This window comes from Methylorubrum sp. Q1, from assembly GCF_004683995.1.
GTDB lineage: Bacteria > Pseudomonadota > Alphaproteobacteria > Rhizobiales > Beijerinckiaceae > Methylobacterium.
This window is the reverse complement of record NZ_SRHQ01000010.1, coordinates 1-20,851: the sequence shown is the minus strand read 5'-3', so window position 1 is coordinate 20,851 and position 20,851 is coordinate 1. Positions and strand designations below refer to the sequence as shown.

The 20,851-nt window shown below is 67.5% G+C and carries 21 protein-coding genes; 11 read left to right on the top strand and 10 right to left on the bottom strand.

Features of this window, described 5'->3' with window-relative positions; genetic code table 11:
* Positions 1-69: 69 nt before the first annotated feature.
* The gene (locus E4V01_RS11335) at positions 70-315 is read right to left on the bottom strand and encodes a hypothetical protein (protein ID WP_060771797.1); all 246 of its coding nucleotides are present in this window, start codon (positions 313-315) and stop codon (positions 70-72) included.
* A 344-nt stretch (positions 316-659) separates the two neighbouring features.
* On the opposite strand from E4V01_RS11335, the gene E4V01_RS11330 reads away from it, so the two are divergent.
* The 6 genes from E4V01_RS11330 (at position 660) to E4V01_RS11305 (ending at position 6,464) form a co-directional block, all read left to right on the top strand.
* A complete protein-coding gene (locus E4V01_RS11330; protein ID WP_060771796.1) occupies positions 660-863 on the top strand; it encodes a hypothetical protein in 204 nt (67 codons plus the stop codon).
* 136 nt (positions 864-999) lie between these two features.
* On the top strand, positions 1,000-1,344 hold the full coding sequence (locus E4V01_RS11325; RefSeq protein WP_060771795.1) for a hypothetical protein: 345 nt from the start codon (positions 1,000-1,002) through the stop codon (positions 1,342-1,344).
* Positions 1,345-1,768: 424 nt separating this feature from the next.
* Complete coding sequence (locus E4V01_RS11320) at positions 1,769-2,245, top strand: (2Fe-2S)-binding protein (RefSeq protein ID WP_135298405.1); 477 nt, start codon at positions 1,769-1,771, stop codon at positions 2,243-2,245.
* Complete coding sequence (locus tag E4V01_RS11315; protein WP_135298404.1) at positions 2,242-4,593, top strand: xanthine dehydrogenase family protein molybdopterin-binding subunit; 2,352 nt, start codon at positions 2,242-2,244, stop codon at positions 4,591-4,593. The genes E4V01_RS11320 and E4V01_RS11315 overlap by 4 nt, the downstream gene beginning before the upstream one ends.
* Positions 4,594-4,734: 141 nt before the next feature.
* Positions 4,735-5,121: a hypothetical protein gene (locus E4V01_RS11310; RefSeq protein ID WP_060771793.1), complete on the top strand. Its 387-nt coding sequence runs from the start codon at positions 4,735-4,737 to the stop codon at positions 5,119-5,121.
* A gap of 197 nt (positions 5,122-5,318) precedes the next feature.
* A complete protein-coding gene (locus tag E4V01_RS11305; RefSeq protein ID WP_060771792.1) occupies positions 5,319-6,464 on the top strand; it encodes a sensor histidine kinase in 1,146 nt (381 codons plus the stop codon).
* Positions 6,465-6,509: 45 nt separating this feature from the next.
* Here the strand turns inward: E4V01_RS11305 and E4V01_RS11300 are convergent, their stop codons facing one another.
* Complete coding sequence (locus E4V01_RS11300; protein ID WP_135298403.1) at positions 6,510-6,779, bottom strand: hypothetical protein; 270 nt, start codon at positions 6,777-6,779, stop codon at positions 6,510-6,512.
* A gap of 205 nt (positions 6,780-6,984) precedes the next feature.
* Here E4V01_RS11300 and E4V01_RS11295 point away from each other — a divergent pair, with 205 nt between their 5' ends.
* Entirely contained in the window at positions 6,985-8,823 is a 1,839-nt protein-coding gene (locus E4V01_RS11295) for a PQQ-binding-like beta-propeller repeat protein (protein WP_135298402.1), read from the top strand.
* Positions 8,824-8,835: 12 nt separating this feature from the next.
* Here E4V01_RS11295 and E4V01_RS11290 read toward each other — a convergent pair whose 3' ends face one another.
* Together E4V01_RS11290 and E4V01_RS11285 are read right to left on the bottom strand one after the other, a co-directional pair.
* Complete coding sequence (locus E4V01_RS11290) at positions 8,836-9,357, bottom strand: hypothetical protein (RefSeq protein ID WP_135298401.1); 522 nt, start codon at positions 9,355-9,357, stop codon at positions 8,836-8,838.
* Positions 9,358-9,459: 102 nt separating this feature from the next.
* Positions 9,460-9,873: a hypothetical protein gene (locus E4V01_RS11285; RefSeq protein ID WP_060771788.1), complete on the bottom strand. Its 414-nt coding sequence runs from the start codon at positions 9,871-9,873 to the stop codon at positions 9,460-9,462.
* Positions 9,874-10,121: 248 nt separating this feature from the next.
* Here E4V01_RS11285 and E4V01_RS11280 point away from each other — a divergent pair, with 248 nt between their 5' ends.
* Both E4V01_RS11280 and E4V01_RS11275 read left to right on the top strand, forming a co-directional pair.
* Positions 10,122-11,228 (top strand): efflux RND transporter periplasmic adaptor subunit, encoded by a 1,107-nt coding sequence (locus E4V01_RS11280; RefSeq protein WP_135298400.1) that lies wholly within the window; start codon positions 10,122-10,124, stop codon positions 11,226-11,228.
* Positions 11,229-11,230: 2 nt separating this feature from the next.
* Positions 11,231-14,425 carry an efflux RND transporter permease subunit gene (locus tag E4V01_RS11275; protein WP_135298399.1) on the top strand — a complete coding sequence of 1,065 codons (3,195 nt, stop codon included), beginning with the start codon at positions 11,231-11,233 and terminating at the stop codon, positions 14,423-14,425.
* Between the two features lie 195 nt (positions 14,426-14,620).
* On the opposite strand, the gene E4V01_RS11270 is transcribed toward E4V01_RS11275, so the two are convergent.
* Entirely contained in the window at positions 14,621-14,872 is a 252-nt protein-coding gene (locus tag E4V01_RS11270; RefSeq protein WP_060771785.1) for a hypothetical protein, read from the bottom strand.
* Between the two features lie 96 nt (positions 14,873-14,968).
* Between E4V01_RS11270 and E4V01_RS11265 the strand changes: the two genes are divergently transcribed.
* Positions 14,969-15,928, top strand: coding sequence for a LysR family transcriptional regulator (locus E4V01_RS11265; protein ID WP_135298398.1), 960 nt, complete (start codon positions 14,969-14,971; stop codon positions 15,926-15,928).
* Positions 15,929-16,352: 424 nt separating this feature from the next.
* Here E4V01_RS11265 and E4V01_RS11260 read toward each other — a convergent pair whose 3' ends face one another.
* The 5 genes from E4V01_RS11260 to E4V01_RS11240 all read right to left on the bottom strand — a co-directional run bounded on the left by E4V01_RS11260 (position 16,353) and on the right by E4V01_RS11240 (position 19,331).
* On the bottom strand, positions 16,353-16,709 hold the full coding sequence (locus E4V01_RS11260) for a hypothetical protein (protein ID WP_135298397.1): 357 nt from the start codon (positions 16,707-16,709) through the stop codon (positions 16,353-16,355).
* 4 nt (positions 16,710-16,713) lie between these two features.
* Positions 16,714-17,130 (bottom strand): hypothetical protein, encoded by a 417-nt coding sequence (locus tag E4V01_RS11255; RefSeq protein ID WP_135298396.1) that lies wholly within the window; start codon positions 17,128-17,130, stop codon positions 16,714-16,716.
* Positions 17,127-17,393 carry a hypothetical protein gene (locus tag E4V01_RS11250; RefSeq protein WP_135298395.1) on the bottom strand — a complete coding sequence of 89 codons (267 nt, stop codon included), beginning with the start codon at positions 17,391-17,393 and terminating at the stop codon, positions 17,127-17,129. Before E4V01_RS11250 ends, E4V01_RS11255 begins: the two co-directional genes overlap by 4 nt.
* A 2-nt stretch (positions 17,394-17,395) precedes the next feature.
* On the bottom strand, positions 17,396-18,133 hold the full coding sequence (locus E4V01_RS11245; protein WP_135298394.1) for a lysozyme: 738 nt from the start codon (positions 18,131-18,133) through the stop codon (positions 17,396-17,398).
* Between the two features lie 715 nt (positions 18,134-18,848).
* Entirely contained in the window at positions 18,849-19,331 is a 483-nt protein-coding gene (locus tag E4V01_RS11240) for a sterol desaturase family protein (RefSeq protein WP_135298393.1), read from the bottom strand.
* A 182-nt stretch (positions 19,332-19,513) separates the two neighbouring features.
* Between E4V01_RS11240 and E4V01_RS11235 the strand changes: the two genes are divergently transcribed.
* On the top strand, positions 19,514-20,851 hold a 1,338-nt coding region (locus E4V01_RS11235; RefSeq protein WP_135298392.1), incomplete at its 3' end, for a DUF563 domain-containing protein.

The following is a 20,851-nucleotide window of genomic DNA, read 5'->3' as shown; positions in this document are numbered from 1 at the left end:
CCCGTGGTTGTGACGCGCAGTCTTTCGACGAACCGGTGACCACTTCGTCGGAATGCGCTTGAGCTGGCCTCAGTGCTTCATCATGCTCTCGAAGCTCTCATGGGGCTCGACCTTGCCGGCGAAGCGCGCGAGCCGGCTCAGGCTCGGCTCCGCGAGGCCGCCGGCATTGGCGTAGGTGGCGAGCGCGAAGCTCACCAGCAGCTCGGCCTCCTCGAGGGTCATCGCCCGCCCGCTCAGGGTGCTGGCCGCGCCGCGCACCGCGAGCACGGCTTGGCGGAAGGCGGGGTCGTTCTTCAGTTCGTCCAGGCGACTCATCGGGCGTCCTCGGGGCCGTACTCGGTGTTGGGTGATCCTGCCGACAGGGCCGGCCGTGCGGATTCACGCATGAAACGCGCGCCACCCCGTCCCGTCTCCGGCGGGAGGCAGCCTCAGCGTGCCTTTCAAGACTCCCGATCACCGACCGTTACCCCTTCGGGCCTGACGGTGGGGCGGGAATTTGCTGAGAGACACCCAGCGCGGCTTAAGTGAACCACGCCCGAACGCAAACCTCGCTTGGCCGGCAGCGCGGTGCGGTTGCTCCAGCGCGCCCCTCGCCATCAGCGCGGGCAGCGATACATTCCGAGGGCGCGGAGGCTGCAGGTCGCGAGCGGAGGGGCACCATGGACGGTATCGGCACTGGCATCGACTGGGACGAGACCAACGAGCCTGCCTATCTCGATGGCCGCCGGGCTGCCGAGCGGCGCGAGGGGGCGGACAGCAACCCGCACGAATCGGGCTCGGACGATCACCGGCTCTGGCAGGCGGGCCACGCCTCGGTCACGGCGCCCGACGTCGTCGCCGACAAGGTCGGCGACTTCGCCTGAGATGCCGCCCCGGAACCTTCACGTGGGACAAGCGTCCCCGTCTCGGTCCCTCTCGGGCAACCTCCGCTGGACGGTCGCGGTCGGAGGATTCGGGATCGGTGACGGGGCATCCTGAGATCCAGGCGAGGGAGCGGCGATGCGGGTGCTGGAAACGCCGGATGGGCGCTACATCGTCGTGCACGGCCGGCTGTGGCGGCGCCATCGGCCGGATCTCGAACCGTTGCAGCGCGACCGCTTGGTCCGCGACCTGATGGATGCTCGCCGCGGGGTGCGCGCGGCCAAGCGCTCCGGCGACGAAGCGGCACTCGTGCATGCCCGCGCGGCCGTCGATGCCGCCAAGCACGGGCTCGGCGAACGCGGCCCCGTCTGGTGGACGGACGGAACGCCCGACCTCAACCGGCGCATGATCGCCAACACGCCCTATGCCGCGTGGTACACGGCCCTGCCCGCCGCCGTGAAGCTCGAGCACGAGCGCCGCTGAGAACGGGGCGGGGCCAGCATTTGATACAACCCAGATGTGCGCGACCGCACAGACGATTCCGAGCGATCGCTCGGGGTACGGCCGATCGACGCCTCGGGACGCCGATGCGACGGACACAGCCGGGTCGCGCGATTGCCAGAGCGTCCCAGTTCTGATTAATTCCAGATAAGAAATGCAGTCGAGGCCGTCCTGCGGCCTCCGCATCGTCGCGGCGCAGCGAAACGGCTGCGGCCGACGGCAGGCACGAACCAAGAGCCGGACGGCGTCGCCCGTGAAACCGGTCGCCACGGCACCGCCCACCCGCCTGTCGGGCTTCGGGCCGGTCCCGGTACGGCATCCCTGGGGAACGGTAGATCGATCCGGCCGCCGGGCGGGCATTCCCTCCGCTCGCGCGCCCTCCATTCTGAAACGGCAGATGACAGCGATGATAAAACTCACGGTCAACGGAGCCGAACGCAGCTTCGACGGCGATCCCGAGATGCCGTTGCTCTGGTACCTGCGCGACGAACTCGGCCTCACCGGCACCAAGTTCGGCTGCGGCATCGCCCAGTGCGGCGCCTGCACGGTCCATCTCGGCGGCACCGCCGCGCGGGCCTGCATCACCCCCGTCTCCGCGGCGGAGGGCCAGGAGATCACGACGATCGAGGGGCTTTCGCCCGACGGCAACCACCCGGTCCAAGTGGCGTGGCGCGACCTCAACGTCGCCCAGTGCGGCTACTGCCAGACCGGCCAGATCATGCAGGCAGCGTCCCTCCTCAAGGACAGCCCGAAGCCGACCGACCAGCAGATCGACGAGACCATGAGCGGCAATATCTGCCGCTGCGGCACCTATCCGCGCATCCGCGCCGCGATCCATCAGGCTGCCGGTCAGGCGCCCGCTTCCAAGGGAGACAGCCTGTGATCCACGAAGCAAAACTGATGGCCGAACTCGCCGCCTCCCAGAACGCCGCCGGCCCGGTCCGGATCGACAATGTCAGCCGCCGCGGCATCCTCGGCGGCATGGGTGCCCTGGTGCTCGCCCTCTCGCTCTCGGACCGCGCCAAGGCCGACGAGGGCCAGACCGAGGAGCAGAAGGCGAAGAAGTTCGGCGCCGACGGCATGCCGAACGGCTGGCGCGACGATCCGAAGGTCTTCGTCGCGATCGCCAAGGACGGCACCGTCACCGTCACCAACCACCGCTCCGAGATGGGCCAGGGCGTTCGCACCTCGATCGCCTTCACCGTCGCCGACGAGCTGGAGGCCGATTGGTCGAAAGTGAAGGTGGTCCAGGCCTGGGGTGAGGAGACTCATTTCGGCAACCAGGACACCGACGGCTCGCGCTCGCTCCGCCACTTCTTCCAGCACTTCCGCCATGCCGGTGCTGCCGCGCGGCTGATGCTGATCCAGGCCGCCGCCAAGCACTGGGGCGTGCCCGCGGGTGAGGTGAAGGCCGAGAACCACGTCCTGACCCACGCCAAGTCGGGCCGTACCCTCGGCTACGGCGACGTCGCCGAGGCGGCCGCCGCCCTGCCGGTGCCGGCCCGCGAGAGCGTGCAGCTCAAGAAGCCGGAAGCCTTCCGCTACATCGGCAAGGGTAAGATCGGCCTGATCGACAACCGCGACATCACCACCGGCAAGGCGATCTACGCCCTCGATGTGAAGCTCGACGGCATGCTCTATGCCTTGGTCGCGCGCCCCGCGGTCTACGGCGGCAAGGTCGTCTCGTTCGACGACACCGAGGCCAAGAAGGTCCCGGGCGTCGTCAAGATCCTCAAGATCGAGGGCGGTGAGATCCCGTCCGAGTTCATGCCGCTGGGCGGCATCGCGGTGATCGCCAAGAACACCTGGGCCGCGATGAAGGGCCGCGAGGCCCTCAAGATCACCTGGGATGACGGCCCGAACGCCTCCTACGACACCACCGCCTTCCGCAAGGAGCTGGAGAAGGCCGCCCGCGCGCCCGGCAAGGTCGTGCGCGTGGCCGGCGACGTCGATGCGGCGATGAGGACCGCCAAGGCGAAGTTCGAGGCGGAGTACTTCGTGCCCCACCTCGCCCAGGCACCGATGGAGCCGCCGGCCGCGGTCGCCCGCATCAAGGATGGCGCCTGCGAGATCTGGGCCTGCACCCAAGGGCCCCAGGCCGCCCATGACCGGGTGGTCAAGCGCCTCAACCTGCCCGCCGACAAGGTTCGGGTGAACGTCACGCTGCTCGGCGGCGGATTCGGCCGCAAGTCGAAGCCCGACTACGTGGTCGAGGCCGCCCTCTGCTCGCAGGCCATGGACGGTCAGCCGGTCAAGCTGGTCTGGACCCGCGAGGACGACATCCAGCACAGCTACTATCACACCATCTCGGTCGAGCGGATCGAGGCGGGCGTCGACGAGAAGGGTATGCCGGTGGCGTGGCTCCACCGCTCGGTGGCGCCGACGATCGGCTCGATCTTCGCGCCCGACCCGAAGCACGAGCTGCCTTTCGAGCTCGGCATGGGCCTCGTCAACAACCCGCTGGCGCTGAAGAACCTGCGGTTCGAGAACCCGGAAGCCAGCGCCCATACCCGGATCGGCTGGTTCCGCTCGGTCTCGAACATCCCGCACGCCTTCGCGATCCAGTCCTTCGTGGCCGAACTCGCCCATGCCGCGGGCCGCGACCCGAAGGATTACCTTCTCGAACTGATCGGCCCCGCCCGGAAGATCGACCCGACCGAGATCGGCGACGTCTGGAACTACGGCGAGGATCCCAAGCACTACCCCGTCGATACCGGCCGCCTGCGCCGCGTCATCGAGACGGTGGCCGACGGCGCCAAGTGGGGCCGCAAGCTGGAGAAGGGTCGGGGTCTCGGCATCGCCGGCCACTACAGCTTCGTGACCTACACCGCGGTCGCGGCCGAGGTGGAGGTGGACGACAAGGGTCAGGTGAAGGTCCACGCCATCGACATCGCCGTCGATTGCGGGCCGCAGGTGAACCCGGAGCGCGTCCGCTCGCAGATGGAGGGCGCGGTGGTCATGGGGATGGGCCTCGCGCTCACCTCGAAGATCACCTTCAAGAACGGCCGGGCCGAGCAGTCCAACTACGACGGCTACGAGGTTCTGCGCATCGACGCCGCCCCGAAGGTGGTGCGGGTGCATCTCGTACCCTCGAACGACTTTAACAGCCCGCTCGGCGGCGTCGGTGAGCCGGGCGTTCCCCCGGTCGCGCCGGCCATCGCCAACGCGGTCTTCGCCGCCACCGGACGCCGGGTGCGCGAACTGCCGCTGCGCGACCAGCTCAGCACCTGAGGTCGCCGGCCGACGCTCGTCTCCTTCGCCGGGGGAGGGCGTCGGCCGAAATTCGAGGCGTCCGAGGGTTGGCGTAAGCGGCAACCCTCGGGCGCCTCGCGACTTTCACAGGCATCTGTGTTGCACGAGGACCCACCCTTCATGACATCCACCGCCCGCCTCACCCTCGGCCTGTCGCTGGCCGGAATCCTGCTGGCCGGGCCGGCGCTCGCGTCCCCCTGCTCGGACAAGATCGCGGGGCTCAACGGCCGGGCGAAGTCCGAGGCGTCGGATTCGATCTCGGCCGCGTCGAGCGGCAAGTCCGTCGCCGCCCAGCGCGAGGGCGAGGGACAGACCGGCACCGGCGGTCAGACCGACACGGGCACCGCATCTCCGGAGAAGTCCGCCGAGGCCGGCAAGGGCGGCGAGCACGCGCAACAGGCTCGTGTGGCCATGGAAGAGGCCCTGGCGGCCGACAAGAAGGGCGACACCGCAGGCTGCGAGGCGGCCGTCGCCCGGGCGGAAAAGCTCCTCGACGCCAAGCCCTGAGCGGAACGCGGCGCGTCCGCGAATTTCCATCGATCGCATTTACGGAGGGAAGGCGCGATGCGATCGTGCCTTTCCGTCCGCGCCAGTCTTTCCTTTGTCCTCCGCGCACCCAACCTTCCGACATTGCCGACACCGTCGTCTGCAACCGCGCATTGTTCGCGCGTGAGCCCGCATTTCGGGAACCCAGAGACGACCGCATGACCGAGATCTCACCGGAGGTTCTGGACCTCCGGTTGCGCCAGCAGGCGATCCTGTCCGATTTCGGCGTCGAGGCCCTGCGCGCAACCGAACTGCTGCCTCTGCTGCAGCGGGCGACCGAACTCTGCGCCGAGGGCATGGACGCGCAGTTCTGCAAGGCACTCGAATATCAGCCGGCGCAGGACATGCTGCTCGTCTGCGCAGGCGTCGGCTGGGAGCCGGATTGTATCGGGCGGGCCATCGTCGGTGCCGACCTCGCCTCGCCCGCGGGCTATGCCCTGAAGACCGGCCGCCCCGTCATCTCCAACCATCTGGAGAACGAGACCCGCTTCCGCACGCCGGAGCTGATGGCGAGCCATGGCATCCGCCGTGCGGTGAACGTGCTCATCACCAACCGCGAGGGGCATTACGGCGTCCTGGAGGTGGATGATACCCGCGAGGGCATGTTCGGCCCTGCCGACATCGCCTTCATGCAGGGCTTTGCCAACCTGCTCGGCAGCGCGATCGAGCGGCAGCGCTCGGAGGCGCAGCTCAAGGTCGCCCTGGAGCGGCAGGACCTGCTGAGCCGCGAGATGAGCCACCGGGTCAAGAACAGCCTCGCCGTGGTCGCGGGGCTTCTCGCGCTTCAGGCGCGCGGCACCGACAACGAGGACGTGAAAAGCGCTCTTGCCGACGCGCGGGCCCGCGTCGAGGCGGTGGCCCAGGTCCACGACCAACTCTGGCGTCAGCCGGACCTCACGCGCATCGACGTGGCCGGCTTCCTCGAAGCCTTGTGCGAAAAGCTCACGGAGACGGCGGGCGCCCATGCCTTGATCTGCCGCGCAGAGACGGTGACCATGCCGGCCGATCTCGCAATTCCGCTCGGCCTCTTCGTGAACGAACTCGTCACCAACGCGATCAAGTATGCCTATCCCGACGGACACGGCGAGATCCGCGTCGAAGCCGTCATGCGCGAGGATGGCGGACTCACCGTCTCGGTCTGCGACGACGGCATCGGCCTGCCACCGGGCTTCGACCCGCTGAAAACACGTGCGAGCCTCGGGATGCGCGTCGTCAGCAATCTTTCCCGACAGCTCGATGGCACCCTGACGCTGAGGCCGGGCAAGGGCGCCCAGTTCGAGCTGCGGATGGCGCCACGCGGGTGAACCGGGCTCGGCACGAGAGCCGGCCCCGGCTCAAGTCTTCGCGGATCAGTTGCCCCCGCCGCTGCCGCTTCCGCCGCCGCCGCTGCCCTGCGGCACGGCGCGCGAGGGCTGGTTGGCATTGCCGCCCGCGGCCGAATTGGTCTGCACCGTGTCCGCCCCGGTGCTGCCGCGCGGGATGGTGACGTTCGTATCGGCACCGGTATTGTTCTGGCCACCCGCCACGGGCGCACCGGACTGGGGCGCCGTCGGTGCCGTGGTCTGGGCGAAGGCCGAGCCGGCAAAGGCCAGCGTCGCGGCCAGGATCAGGGTTCGCATCAAGTCCTCACGTCTCGAGTGATGGAACCGCCGCTCGGGTGCCCGTCGCGCAGGCCGGCGGTCGGTCTGTGATGGAAGAACCACGCAGACGGATGTTGGGTCCGAGAAAGTCGTGCGGCCAAAGCGCTTTCGCCGAAAGCGCTTTCGCCGTTCGACAGGATCGCCGCCCCGCCGTAACCAAGAATCGAAGCACGGGAGAAGCAGAGTGACACGCCGCACGAAGACGCTTGCCGAGCGCCGGCGCTCGCATCCGAATCGGGGACGCGCCGGCCTTGCCGCCCTGCTGTTCCTTGCGGCGAATCTACTGCCGACGGCGCACGCATCCGCGCAGGAGACGGTCCGACCGTCCGGCGACTGGCCGGCCTTCGGACGCGACGCCAGCAACACCCATCACTCGCCGTTGGCGCAGATCGACCGCGGCAATGTCGGCCGCCTGCGCCCGGCTTGGATCTTCCAGACCGGCGTCACCGGCTACTTCCAGGCCGAGCCGGTGGTGATCGAGGGCGTGATGTACGTCTCCACCACGGGCAACCACGTCGCGGCGCTGGACGCGAAATCCGGCAAGACGCTGTGGACCTACACCCACAGGGCGCGCACGGAGAAAATCTTCGGGCCGCCCTCGAACCGGGGCGTGGCGGTCGCGGGCGGCCTCGTCTTCGAGGCGACCATGGACGGGCGCGTGATCGCCCTCGACGCGAAGACCGGCCGGCTGGTCTGGGACCGCGAGGCGGTGCGACCGGAGGAGGGCGAGACCGAGACCGCCTCGGCGCTCGCGGCGAGCCTCGGCGACAAGCCGGTCCAGGGCTCGAGCCGCCTGGGCTTCAAGATGCCGCCGCTGGTGGCCGACGGCCTCGTCATCGTCGGCGTGACGGGGGCGGGCTACGGCCTCCATGTCGAGGACGAGAAGGGCGGGCTCGACGGCGGCGCGGTGGTCGGGATCGAAGGCGGCTATGGCCGTCGCGGCTGGCTCGCCGCCTACGACGCGAAGACCGGCGAGGAGCGCTGGCGCTGGTACGTCACCAAGGCTGACGGCTGGGAGGGTGGCTTCGCGGAGAAGACAGCGGACGGAATCCCGCTCCACCGCGACATCGCCGCGGAGAAGGCCGCCGCCCCCGAGCACCGGGAAGCGTGGAAGGTCGGCGGCGGCTCGCTCTGGATGACGCCGGCCTACGATGCCGATCTCGGGCTGATCTATCTCGGCACCGGCAATCCGGCGCCGCAGAATTTCGGCCTGACGCGCCCCGGCGACAACCTCTACACGATGAGTCTCGTCGCCCTTGATGTGAAGACCGGCAGCTTGCGCTGGCACTTCCAGCAGGTGCCGCACGAGCAGTGGGGCTACGACGTGGCGAGCCCGCCCTTCCTCCTCGACTACCCGACCGAGAAGGGCGTGGTGAAGGCGGTGGCGCAGGCGAGCAAGCTCGGCTGGATTTATGTCCACGACCGCGCCGACGGGCGGCTCCTCGCCAAATCCGCCCCGCTCATCACCCACAAGAACCTGTTCGTGCCCCCGAGCCCGGAAGGCACGGTGGTCAGCCCCGGCCCCCTCGGTGCGGTCTCCTGGCATCCGGTGGCCTACGATGCGGGCAGCGGCCTCGCCTTCGCCCAGGTGCGGCATGGCGCGGCGACCTACACGGTGAAGACCGCGCCGGCCGCGGGCGGACGCGGCGAGATCCGCTACACCGAGACAGGGGAGGCGAAAGGAGAGCCGACCTTCTCGACACTGACCGCGGTCGATCTCGCGCAGGGCGGAGCGGTGGCATGGTCGCGCAAGGCGGGCAGTCGGCTCTCCGGTGGCACCCTCGCCACGGCGGGCGGTCTGGTCTTCTCAGGCGAGGAGGACGGGCATCTCGACGCGCACGACGCGAAGACCGGCGAGATCCTCTGGCGCTTCCAGTGCGGGGCGGGAATCGGCGGACCGCCGGTCACCTACACCGTCGAGGGCCGCCAATACGTGGCGGTCGCTGCGGGCGGCGCTTCTTTCACCAAGGGGTCGGGGTTCGGCACGGGCGACGCGCTCGTGGTGTTCGCGCTGCCCGAGTAGCGGGCCCGCGCCTTACTCCGCCGCGTCGGGCTCCTCGTCCCCGTCATCCGGCTCGTGCCCGTCCGCCTCGTCCTCCCGCGCCTCGTCGGAGGCGGGGCGGGGGGTTCCAGCCGCGTAGAAGTCGCCTCGGCGCACCGCCTCGCCGCTATTGGCCATGACGCTGAGATAGGTGTTGAGCGTGTTGGGCGCGACATCGGGCAGGCGCCGCGCGATCTCGGCATGCGACAGGCCCTGCGGCCCGGCCTCCTCCAGGAGAGCCTTCAGCCGCCCCTTGGCCGAGTTGGCCCGCGGGCCGCGGCTGCCCCGCCCGCCGCCGCGCGCCGAACGCGCCTCACCCGGAAACGCCGGTGCGACCGCGCCGCGTCCGCTCGTGACCGCCTCCGAAGGGCCGCCCTCCACGATGGAAGCGAGGGACTTCTCCGCGGCCCGGAGCTTGGTCAGCTCCCCGGAGACACGGTCGTACTCTGCTTGGAGATCGGTCATCCGCTGCCGGACATCGGCCAGGGCCTTGGCCAGCGTATCGCCTTCGGACATCACGGAGATTCTCAATCAAACGGGGAGGCAGTGGGGCCTACAGCCACAGCCGGCCCCACGCGTCAACGGGATCGGGTTTGCAGACCGGCTCCGTTGTAGGCCTCAGCCGCCGGCAGGGCGGGCCGGCGGCGGCAGGAGCTTGCCCGACTGGTAATCCATCGGATGCGGCTTCGGCGGCGGCGCGTCCGGATTCTTCTGCCAGCCCCTCCGGCCCTCGGCGAGGCCGCATTCGACGAAATGCACAAGCGGATTGCAGCCGCTCTCGCGCACGTCCGGATTGGCCTTCAAATAGCCCTCGCCGCTGAAGCCGGCGCTCGGATCGCGTCCCTCGCGCCAACCGTAATGGATGTAATGGACCAGCGGCCCCTGCGGGAACGCGCGGACGTCCGGATACCAGTACAGGTAATAGATCGGATCGAAGCCCGGCAGCGGGGTGCGAACGATCGAGGACGGCGCTCGCCGCGTCGTCAGCGCCGACAGACTCGGCTTCTTCAGAAACTTCTTCACCGCGCGCACGGCTCTCAACGACTCTCTTGGACAGGTCATCCGTCATCGGCGGATTGCGCCGGCCTGTCCAGTACCGGAGGGCCACATCGGGCCGGAGGGCAGGTTCACCGCGCCGGCCGGACGCGCTTTTTGCCGATGTCACGGCACATGTCCCGTTCCATGCGGATCGGTCCGCGAGAACCAGGTAGACCACGCTGAACAAACCGGGCAAAAGTGGCAAATCGCGCAGAGAACGCGAGGGCTGTGGAGGCGTGGTGATGCGGCGGGTCGTCCTGCCCGTGGGGCTGGCGCTCGGCGCGGGTGCGCTTGGAGCGCTCATGCTGACCGAAGCCGGCATCGGCTTGCGCGTGAAGGCCGGCCCCATCCTCTCGGACCTGCATGATCGGTTTTCCGGGGTGATGACGCCCGCGGCGCATCAGCTGCCGGCCGCACCGAGCCCCCCGCCATCGCGGGTCGCGGTGGAAGGCGGTCAGGCCGTCGTGCGGCTGACCGATGCGGAGCAGGCGCGGATCGGCATCGCGACGGCGCGCCACAAGCGGATGCCCCATCGCATCGAGGTCCAGGCCTTCGGCTCGGTCCTCGATCTCGCGCGGGTCACGGAGCTCACCAACAGCTACGCCAGCGCCAGGGCGCAATTGCAGACCGCCGAAGCCAAGGCGGAAGTCTCGCGCGCCGCCTACAGCCGGGCGCGCAGCCTCGGCCAGTACGCGACGCAGGTACAGCTGGAGACGGCGGAGGGCACGTTTCGCACCGACGAGGCGGCGCTCGCCGCGGCGCAGTCGCAGGTCCGCACGCTCGCGGCGACGGCGCAGCAGGAATGGGGCACGGTGATCGGGCGGGCGATCATCGAGCGCTCGCCCGTCATCACCCGGCTGATCGAGCGCACCGACTTCCTGGTGCAGGTGACGCTGCCGCCCGGCGAGACCCTGAGGGCACCGCCCGGCACGGCCCATGCCGAGGTGCCGCCGCAGAGCGAGCGCGTCGCGCTGCGCTACGTCTCGCCCGCGACCCGGACCGACCAGCGCATCCAGGGCGTCAGCTACTTCTACACCGTGGCCGGCGATAGCGGGCTGCTTCCGGGCATGAGCACGCTCGCCTTCCTGACCTCGGAGCGTGAGACCACCGGCATCGCCGTGCCGGAAAGCGCCGTGGTGCACTGGCAGGGCGGCGCCTGGATCTACCGGAGCGTCGGCGACGACGCCTTTGCGCGCCATCCCCTCCGGGCCGACGCACCGATCTCGGCCGACGCCTACGTCGTGGACGATCTCGGGCCGGAGGCGGAGATCGTCGTGACCGGGCCGCAGGCCGTCCTTTCCGAGGAGCTGAAGGGGCAGATCCAGTCCTCGGATGCGGACGACGATTGAGCATGCTCGACCAACGGCCCGCACGCGGACCGGCGCGCGATGATCCGCCGGCCCCGCCTCCGCCGGCCTTCTCGCCTGCGCTCGCGGCTTCGGGCCCTCAGGCCGCCCTGGTCGCCTTCGCGGTGCGCCGGCCCGGCATCGTCCTGGCCCTGGTCCTGGCGCTCGCCGTCTACGGCATCGTCGCCTTGGGTTCGGCGAAGTACGACGTCTTCCCGGAATTCGCCCCGCCCACGGTGACGGTGCAGACCGAGGCGCCCGGCCTCAACCCCGAGCAGGTCGAGACCCTGGTGACGCAGACGCTGGAGGTCGCGATCAGCGGCCTGCCGGGGCTGGCGACGATGCGCTCGAACTCGATCCAGGGCCTCTCGGTCATCACCGCCACCTTCGCCTCCGGCAGCGACATCTACCGGGCCCGCCAGCTCGTGAACGAGCGTCTGGCCTCCGTCACCGCGCGGTTGCCGCAGGGCGTGTTGCCCCCCACCATGACGGCGCTGACCTCCTCGACGAGTTCGGTGCTCCTCATCGGCCTGACCTCCCCGACGCCGTCACTCATGGACCTGCGCACGGTGGCCGATTGGCGCCTGCGCCTGCGCCTGCTCGCCGCCCCCGGCGTCGGCGAGGTGCTGGTCTATGGCGGTGACACCCGCTCGATCCGCATCCAGGTCCGGCCGCAGGACTTGGTGCGCTTCCGCATCGGCCTGAACGACGTGCTCTCGGCCGGCCGCAAGGCGACGGGCGTACGCGGGGCGGGCTTCGTCGATACCGTCAACCAGCGCATCACCCTGCAGACCGAGGGGCAATCCCTGACCCCGGAGGCGGTGGCGCGCACCGTGCTCATCAACGAGGGCGGGGCGAGCGTGGTGCTCGGCGACGTCGCCGACGTGGCGGTGGCGCCGGAACCGGCGATCAGCGCGGCTCTCGTCGATGGCAAACCGGGCGTGCTGCTGATGGTCGGCGCGCAATACGGCGCCAACACCCTCGACGTGACGGCGGGCGTCGAGGCGGCGCTCGCCGAGATGCGCCCCGGGCTGGAGCGCGACGGCATCACCCTGCGCACCGACCTGTTCCGCCCGGCGAGCTTCGTCACGCAGGCCACCGACAACGTGGTCCAGGCACTCGCCCTCGGCGGCATCCTCGTCGTCGTGGTGCTGTTCGTCTTCCTGGCCGATTGGCGCACGGCGCTGATCAGCGCCACGGCGATCCCGCTCTCGCTGATCGGCGCGGTGCTGATGCTCGGCCTGTTCGGCCAGAGCCTCAACACCATGACGCTGGGCGGCCTCGCCATCGCCATCGGCGAAGTCGTGGACGACGCGGTGATCGGCGTCGAGAACGTCATGCGCCGCCTGCGCGAGAACCGCCGCGCCGCCGTGCCTTTGAACGGGGCGAGGGTGGTGCTCGACGCGATCCTGGAAGTGCGCGTCTCGGTCGCCTACGCCACCTTCGCGGTGCTGCTCGTGTTCCTGCCGGTGCTGGCGCTGACCGGCGTGCCCGGCCGGCTGTTCGGCCCGCTGGCGCTGGCCTACATCCTCGCCGTTCTGACGTCGCTCGCCGTGGCGCTGACGGTCACGCCCGCGCTGGCCCGCCTGCTGCTCGCTGGCCGCACGAACCTGCCGAGCCGCGAGCCGCCGGTGAGCCGCCGCGTGCGGGGCGTCTATATCAGCGGGCTCGCGCGGCTCAACCGTCACCCGCGTCTCGTCTTCGGCACCAGCCTCGCCCTGACCCTCGCGGCAGCCCTGCCGGTGCCGTTCTTCGGCGGCATGTTCCTGCCGAACCTCAAGGAGGGGCACCTCATCCTGCACATGGCCTCGGCACCGGGCACCTCCCTTCAGGAGACGCTGAGGCTCGGCGAGCGCATGACGGCGGGGCTGAAGGCGGTGCCCGGCGTGCGCGCGGTGGCCCAGCAGGTCGGGCGCGCCGAGGCGGGCTACGATCTCGGCGGCACGCATGACAGCGAGATCCATATCGACCTCGAACCGGGCCTCGACGGCGCGGGGCAGGAGCGGGCAGAGGCCGGCATCCGCGCGCTGATGGCGGCGACGCCCGGCGCGAGCTTCTCGCTCAAGACCTTCCTCACCGAGCGCATCGAGGAGGTCGTCTCAGGGTTCACCGCGCCGGTCGTGATCAGCGTCACCGGCACGAATCTCGACCGGATCGAGGCCACCGCCCGCGACGTGGCGCGCGAACTCGCCGAAGTGCGCGGCGCGGCCGACGTCCAGCTCAAGTCGCCGCCGGGCCTGCCGCAGGTGAATGTAAGCCTGCGTCCGACCGACCTGCGCCACTGGGGTCTCGACGCGATCGAAGTCCTGGAGATCGTTCGCACCGCCTATCAGGGCGATGTCGTCGGCCAAGCCTACGAGGGTAACGCCGTGTTCAACGTCGTCGTGGTGCTCGAACCGATCGTGCGCACGCGCCTCTCGACGCTCGGCAACCTGCCGCTGCGCACGCCGAGCGGCAGCTACATCAGGCTCGCCCAGGTCGCCGACATCTACGAGACCGCCGGCCGCTATGCCGTCGGCCATATCGGCGCGCAGCGGGTGCGGGTGGTGACCGCGAACGTGGAGGGGCGCGACGTCGCCTCCTTCACCGAGGCCGCAAAACGGAAGATCGCCCGCGAGGTCGCGCAGCCCTCGGGCATCGATATCGGATTTGGGGGGGCCGCCGAGACGCAGGCGAAGGCGCGGCGCGAACTCGCGCTCTACGCAGGGCTCGCCGGTCTCGGGATCGTGCTCCTGCTCCTCGTCGTGACAGGCTCGCTGACCAATCTCGCCCTCGTCCTCGTCAACCTGCCCTTCGCCTTCGTCGGCGGCGTGTTGGCCGTAACACTGAGCGGCGCGGTGATCTCGCTGGGCTCGATCGTCGGCTTCGTGACGTTGTTCGGCATCTCGCTGCGCAACACCATCATGATGGTCGCGCATTACGAGCATCTGGTGCTGGTGGAAGGGCGCCCCTGGAACCTCGCGGCGGCCATCGATGGCGCCTCCGACCGTCTCGTGCCGATCCTGATGACGTCCCTCGTCACCGGCCTCGGGCTGCTGCCGCTGGCGCTCGGTGCGGGTGAACCCGGCCGGGAGATCGAGGGCCCGATGGCCCTGGTCATCCTCGGCGGCCTCGCGACCTCGACTTTGCTCAACCTCGCCGTGCTGCCGATGCTGGCCCTGCGCTTCGCCCGGTTCAAGCCCGCGGAAGGCATGCTGTGACCGTCGGATCGGAGGCGAGATCCCGCTTCCTAGAGCATCATCCCGAAAGGTGGTTGCCGGCTTTCGGAAAAGGATGATGCTCTATCCCGACGCGGCGTCGGCCCGCGGGCCTGTTCCGTACCTGTCGAGAACGTCTCCGGCGCCGTATGGCGCCGGAGGGTCATCTGTTCCGTCGATGCGTCTCACGAGGCCGGCTCAGAAGGCGGCCTGCCGGGTCCTGACTTGATCGGCGGGCGTGTCGATCCACTGGACCGAGCCGGGGAGGGCGAAGCCGCCCTGGCGGTGAACCGAGACATCGCTGGTGGCCAGACCCTGGGTTTCCAAGGTCAGCGCGCCGACCGTTTTGACGTTGTGGACGCCGCCGATTTCCGCGGCGCGGGCGGGCACCGTGGCGAGGGCGGTGAAGGCCAGCGCGGCGGTGGTGAGCGAGAGAAAAGTCTTGGACATCGAGATCAGCCTCTTTTCCGGCGGCGGGCTCCCCGTCGCTTCGTGAGACTGTATGTGCTGGGTCATAGCCCATGAATCAAATGGATCGATTTCATAATGCGCATCGATCACGTGCATCTTTCCCGACTCGATCTCAATCTGCTCGTCGCTCTCGACGCGCTTCTGACGGAGCGGAGCGTGACCCGCGCGGCCGGACGGATCGGCATCAGCCAGTCGGCGATGAGCCATGCCCTCGCGCGGCTGCGCACCGCCTTCTCGGATGAGCTGCTAACGCGCGGCCCCGACGGCATGCGGCCGACGCCGCGCGCGCTGGCGCTCATGGGGCCGGTGCAGGCGGCACTCTCCCAGATTCAGGAGATCACGACGCCGCCGGACGCCTTCGATCCGGCCACGGCCGACCTCACCTTCACCCTCGGCATTCCGGACTCGACCGAAGTTCTCCTGATGCCGACCCTCATCGCGCATCTGCGGGCGGTGGCACCGGGGGTGAAGCTTCTGCTGCACACGGTCGATCGGCACCGCATCCTCGACGACCTCGATACGGGGCGGGTCGATCTCGGCATCGGCGTGTTCGAACAGGGCCAGACGCATCATAAGCGACGCATCCTCAACAAGGAGAACTACCTCTGCATCTTCAACGCCGAGCTGGTCGGCGTGACGCCGCCGATCTCGCTCGAGGACTACGTGCGGCTTCCCCACCTGCTCACGAGCCTGGTCGAGAGCGCCCACGGCGTGGTGGACGACGCGCTCGCCAAGATCGGCCGCAAACGCGTCATCGCGCTGACCTCGCCGCGGTTCTCGGTGACGCCCTTCGTCGTGCGGCAGGCCCCCGTCATCGCCACGATGCACGCCCGGCTCGCGCGCTTCTTCGCCGACAGCATGGGCCTGACCGTGAGCCCGGCACCGATCGCGTTGCCGGACGTGTCCATCTCGATGATCTGGCACACATCCAACGACGCCATCCCCAGTCAGCGCTGGCTGCGGGAGACGATCGTGAAGCTTCGCAAAACCGATCCCCGGCCGCCGGCCGCCGGATCTCACGCGACACCCGATTGATCCCTTCGGGATGGCGGATGGCGGCGGCCCTCGAGCGCCGGGCTTACCGTATCAGCCGTAGACCAGCGCCATCGCCTCAGCAAAAGCGAAGGCAGCCGCGCATAAAGGTGGCCGAGAGGGGAAGTGCGAGACGGCCTCGTCCACCGGCAGGAACGCGGTCTCGGCAATGAATGGTCGGAGTGGCCGGACTTGAACCGACGACCCCCTGTCCCCCAGACAGGCTCGGATTGCTGGAAAGAAATGCTATTTTTGCAAAAGACTGAATTTTAGCCGCTATGTTTATCAATAAGTTAGGCGGGCTTCGCAAAGCGGAAATCGGCGGTTTCGGCTCCGCCAATCAAGCCTTTTCACGTGGCGCCGCGCACGAAAAAGCCCCGAGGCCGAAGCCCCGGGGCGGTGTGTTGACGGATGTGAATAGCGGGGATCAGCGGGGCGGGCGCCCCGTGATCGCCTGGAGCATTTCCCGCCGGGTCGCGGCCATTTCCTCGCGCATCGAGGTCACGAGGTCGTCGATGCGGCGCTCCATCCGGGTGATGACGTCGCCGGTCACGTAGGTTCGGGCGACTTCGACCTTGAAGTTGTGCAGGGCCTCGTTCTGCGCCGCGACCTGGATCTTCACCGCTGCCATGTCGATGGTGAGCGGGGACACCGCGTCCTTCGTGCCGGCCCGAAGCTTGCCGATGACCCAATCCGCCCCCTTGCCGAGGGCAAAGAGGAAGGCGGCGAGCGCTACGATTTGCGCCCAGGTGATCGGGCCGGGCGAGAGGAACGAGGTGTCCATCGGATCAGGCTTTCAGCAGGCGGGCGGCACCGGCACGCGCCAGCGTTGTGAGCGGCGAGGAGATGAAGAAGGCCGTCAGGATCGTGGCCTCGATCGGCACGTACTCGGTTGGCAGCGGCTCGATGGGCCAGCCGAGGGCGAAGGTCTTCGAGAGGCAGATCGCCCCGAAGTGGACGGCCGGCGGGATACCGATGCCGTAGATCAGCCCCTTGAAGGCGGGCGCGATCGCCGCCTTCGCTTGGTTGGCTGCGATCTCGGCTTGGACAACCTGCACCGCCACGTCGCGCTGCGTGTTCTGGCCGTTCTCCATCCCCTTGAGGATGGGCTGCAGCACCGAGTTGCCGAACACCTTGATCAGGCCGGAGCCGACGGTGCCGAGCAGGCTTCCGACGGGATTGGTGAGCCAGCCGAGAAGGTTCATCGCGGCGGCTCCCGCGCCGGCATCGTCGCGAGCTTCGTCGCGTAGGCACGCGCCGCGAGCCGGGCGACGGCGAGGAAGGTCGCAACCTTGGCGCCCGGCAGCCACTCCGGCAGCAGCGGCGTGAGATCGACGCCGGGCAGTGCATCGAGGACGTCGGGCAGGGCCATGACGCCCGCGAGTAGGTAGACGCGCTTGCCGGAGGCGGCGCGCCAGCAACGGCGCAGGCCGAGGCGGGCCCGCGCGAGGAAGGGACGGGGCGCCATGGTCAGGCTTTCCGGAACGAGGTGTGAATCAGGTCGTAGAGCCCGGCGAGGCCGGAGCGGACCGCGCCGCCGGTGGCCTGGACCCCGGAACGAACAAGCCCGCCGGTGGGGGCGGGCTTTGTGTTGAGCGGATCGGCTTTCGTGAGAGACAGATCGATTTGCTTCTCACCGGTGAGAGGCGATGGCGCCCCCGTCATCGGCGCCAGCGGATCGACCACCCTCGGGGCCGAAGCCGAGATCGCGGCGCCGGCCGGCACCTTCACCGGGCTCTTGTCCCCGCGCCGCGCCTTCGGCAGCGCCTTGCTGTAGGGCGTCGCCGCTTGGTCGCGCTCACCCTGCCGGCGCGAGATGATTGCGGCCGGCTTGTTCCACATCAGGAACGCCTCGATCGCGCCCCCGAGGTCCCCTGCATTCGCCCGGCGCACGATGGTGCTTTCCGCGAACCGCACCGGCCCGATGTTGTAGGCGAGCGAGCAGCAGGCGTCGAAGAACTCCTGCGGGAACGCTCGGTCGCTCCGCAGCGCCTTGCGGACCGGATCGACGTATTTCTCGACCGCCCGAATGAAGAGCGCGTCGCTCTGCGCCTGCGTGATCCGCAGTCCCGGCACGACCTTGATGAGGCCGGAGGCGGTGGTGACGCCGACGCCGATCGTCCAGACACCGACCGAATCCTTGTAGGCGGTCAGCACGTCGCCTTCGCGCGCCTTGAGGGCTGCGCGGCCGATGCCACTCAGGTCCATGTCGTATCCTCACGATGTCAAAGAGCGTGTTCGCGGTAGCGCGAGCTAAATCGGGGTCTTCCGTCTCATCGGTCTTACTGGTTCCGAGAGAGCCCGATCAGCCGGCCAGCCGCGCGTAAAGATGCGCGCCTTGAGCGTCGGGTATGGGATACCGGAGCGATCAGCAGCTTCCGCCAAGGTGATGCGGGCGCCTTCTAGCTTGACCCACAGATTGCAGCTTCTGTTTCTCATCTGCTCTGTACGGGTCGCCCACCGACAGTTCTCGGCGGAGTATGGAAGGTCGTTATCCATACGATCCAGCGAGTACGAGTTGTCAGGGCGTAGGCCCATATCAGCAAGAAAGGCGGCGAAGGACGTCCGCCACTCCTCGCATACGGTGATACCCCGTCCGCCATACTGCTCATACCGGATGTTCGACTTCCGGTAGCAGCGAGCCATCATGCTTCGATAGGCCTGAAACTCTGGGGTGATCCGACCGCCCTGGCTATGTCCATGGGTCGCCTTTGCGGCGGACGTCCGCTCCTTTTGAAGGCAACCGCAGGATCGCGACAGGCCCCTCTCGACGTTCCGTCGCCGAATTGCTTTTTCCGAACCGCAGTCGCAACGAAACAGCCATCTTTCGCCGTCGATTTGCTCAAGTGCTACAAGGCGATAGTGTCTGTCGTTCTCTCGCATCCCCAGATCTTATAGCGAGAATGGCCGCTGGCAAGAGCGATCAGCGCTTGGCATACGGGCGGTACGTCCCGAACACCCGGTCCCAGACCGTCGTGACCACGCCGAAGTTCACCTCGTCGCCGCGGTGGTGCATCGCGTGCCGGATCTTGAGGCCGTAGAGCGGGTGACCTGGCGCGATCCGCCAGTGATGCACGGCGTGGTGGGCCGCGATGTAGGCCAGATACCCGAGAGCGAGCCCGGCCAGCACGCCCGCCGGCAGCGCCGGGAACAGCACCCCGAACACGAGGAGCGAATGCCAGGACGTGACGCCCGTGCGGCCCGAGGGCTTGGCGTGATGCTCGTCGTGGCCCGCCTTGAACAGCGGTAGCCGGTGGAACAGCACGCGGTGGATCGCGTACTCGGCCAGCGTCCAGCCGACGAGGCCGAGGACGATGCCCGGCAGCGTGGCGCCGCCGAACAGGATCAGCGCCAGCGCGAGCGCCGGCATCGACACGAAATCGGCATAGTAGGCGAGGCGGGACATCGGCGGTCCTGGCGCGGGAGGATCAGAGGGGCTGAAGCGCGACGCGGCAGGTGCCGCGGCCGATTGCCCGGTCGGCGCGCTGAGCGCAGAGGATCTGCAGGGGCAAGGCAAAACTTGCAAAGCCGGATAATTTGAGGAAAACCTAGATAGACCTGAGGTTGAGCCGGCGATCGGGAGTTAATATGTTTTTGCGGACAACAAGCGGAAAAGTATTGGGATCAAATTCGGTCGGCGACGTCGTACAACTATCAATTTCAGCTGAAAATTTGCCGAAATTCATTGACCTAGAACTAAGAGACCACAGGGTCCAGGGAGGAAAACTGGCGGGATATGAGCTTGTTAGGGCTGGTCAATCTAGCGCCCATCTTAGATTGAATGATTTTTATATTTGCGCCGCGCCGGGGTGGAATGCTGTTGAGTTCGACCGAAAGAGTGCAAATCAATGGGAAACATTTGATTTAATCAATAAAGATGAAATTGCCGCCATCATTGAACAAAGCGAGGCGCTGTCGAAGGATGGAGCGCTCCGTCCCGCATCCAAGATTTGGGGCGGGACCAAATTCGTACACTCAGATCCGAGCTTGTCCGAAGTTAAAAATGCTTTTTATGTCCCATGGAGCCTCCAGGGACCATGGGGGATCTTTACGTCGGACGGAACTCCCGTGGTTGACGCGATGGTCGGCCGCCTAATCTACAACATCCCTCTGGACGTAGGCATTACATCCGACGACATTGAATTCGTCGCAAATGACGATGTATATATTTATGGCGGTTTTTTTAATTGTCATTTTGGCCATTTTCTAGTTGATACGCTTCCTAGATATTGGAGCAAAAATCTATTTGATAACAACCGCCTCAAAATCATCTGCCATTCGGAGGAGCCGCCTAAGGAATGGTTCGACAATCCCTTTGTCGCCCGGATTATGGGATCACTTGGGCTCAGCCACGAAGATTTCGTAGTTTTGGATCGCCCAACAAAAATAAAAAAGTTAATCGTTCCTCGACCCGCATTGGTTGGGCAAACCCTTATTCACCCTGTCTATGCTGATATGTGCCGTCGCATTTCAAGTGTGTTGTGTGGCGGCGAAAAGGTTGAAGCCACAAACGAAACGGTTTTTTACTCTAGAACTAAGCTTCGGATGGGCACGCTCAAAATCATAAATGACTTCGACCTCGAAGAAGAGATCAGAAGCCTTGGAGCGCGCATAGTCTATCCTGAGGAGTTGAATTTTGTAGACCAGATAAATTTAATGTCAGGGGCGGCGCATATTATCGGAACAACAGGTTCTTTTCTGCATCTGAGCGCATTTTGCCAAGAGCCACGGTTAATTTCGGCCCTCGCTCACGCAAGCGGTGTGGCCAGCAACTTTCACCTGATTGATTTGGCTGCTGGCAACGTTGCTCGTTACATGGAGCCCGTCTCGTTCGACAAGGCCGATCCACCATATGGCTTTATGGGGGCTGCTCGGCTCAACAACGTTCGGGCTGTAGCACGGGAATTGATGGAGCTACCAACTCGC

Bases quoted from the DNA above. Each gene is read 5' to 3' on its own strand.
- E4V01_RS11335 (WP_060771797.1), bottom strand. From the start codon at position 315: ATGAGTCGCCTGGACGAACTGAAGAACGACCCCGCCTTCCGCCAAGCC.
- E4V01_RS11330 (WP_060771796.1), top strand. From the start codon at position 660: ATGGACGGTATCGGCACTGGCATCGACTGGGACGAGACCAACGAGCCT.
- E4V01_RS11325 (WP_060771795.1), top strand. From the start codon at position 1,000: ATGCGGGTGCTGGAAACGCCGGATGGGCGCTACATCGTCGTGCACGGC.
- E4V01_RS11320 (WP_135298405.1), top strand. From the start codon at position 1,769: ATGATAAAACTCACGGTCAACGGAGCCGAACGCAGCTTCGACGGCGAT.
- E4V01_RS11310 (WP_060771793.1), top strand. From the start codon at position 4,735: ATGACATCCACCGCCCGCCTCACCCTCGGCCTGTCGCTGGCCGGAATC.
- E4V01_RS11305 (WP_060771792.1), top strand. From the start codon at position 5,319: ATGACCGAGATCTCACCGGAGGTTCTGGACCTCCGGTTGCGCCAGCAG.
- E4V01_RS11300 (WP_135298403.1), bottom strand. From the start codon at position 6,779: ATGCGAACCCTGATCCTGGCCGCGACGCTGGCCTTTGCCGGCTCGGCC.
- E4V01_RS11290 (WP_135298401.1), bottom strand. From the start codon at position 9,357: ATGTCCGAAGGCGATACGCTGGCCAAGGCCCTGGCCGATGTCCGGCAG.
- E4V01_RS11280 (WP_135298400.1), top strand. From the start codon at position 10,122: ATGCGGCGGGTCGTCCTGCCCGTGGGGCTGGCGCTCGGCGCGGGTGCG.
- E4V01_RS11275 (WP_135298399.1), top strand. From the start codon at position 11,231: ATGCTCGACCAACGGCCCGCACGCGGACCGGCGCGCGATGATCCGCCG.
- E4V01_RS11270 (WP_060771785.1), bottom strand. From the start codon at position 14,872: ATGTCCAAGACTTTTCTCTCGCTCACCACCGCCGCGCTGGCCTTCACC.
- E4V01_RS11265 (WP_135298398.1), top strand. From the start codon at position 14,969: ATGCGCATCGATCACGTGCATCTTTCCCGACTCGATCTCAATCTGCTC.
- E4V01_RS11260 (WP_135298397.1), bottom strand. From the start codon at position 16,709: ATGGACACCTCGTTCCTCTCGCCCGGCCCGATCACCTGGGCGCAAATC.
- E4V01_RS11255 (WP_135298396.1), bottom strand. From the start codon at position 17,130: ATGAACCTTCTCGGCTGGCTCACCAATCCCGTCGGAAGCCTGCTCGGC.
- E4V01_RS11250 (WP_135298395.1), bottom strand. From the start codon at position 17,393: ATGGCGCCCCGTCCCTTCCTCGCGCGGGCCCGCCTCGGCCTGCGCCGT.
- E4V01_RS11245 (WP_135298394.1), bottom strand. From the start codon at position 18,133: ATGGACCTGAGTGGCATCGGCCGCGCAGCCCTCAAGGCGCGCGAAGGC.
- E4V01_RS11240 (WP_135298393.1), bottom strand. From the start codon at position 19,331: ATGTCCCGCCTCGCCTACTATGCCGATTTCGTGTCGATGCCGGCGCTC.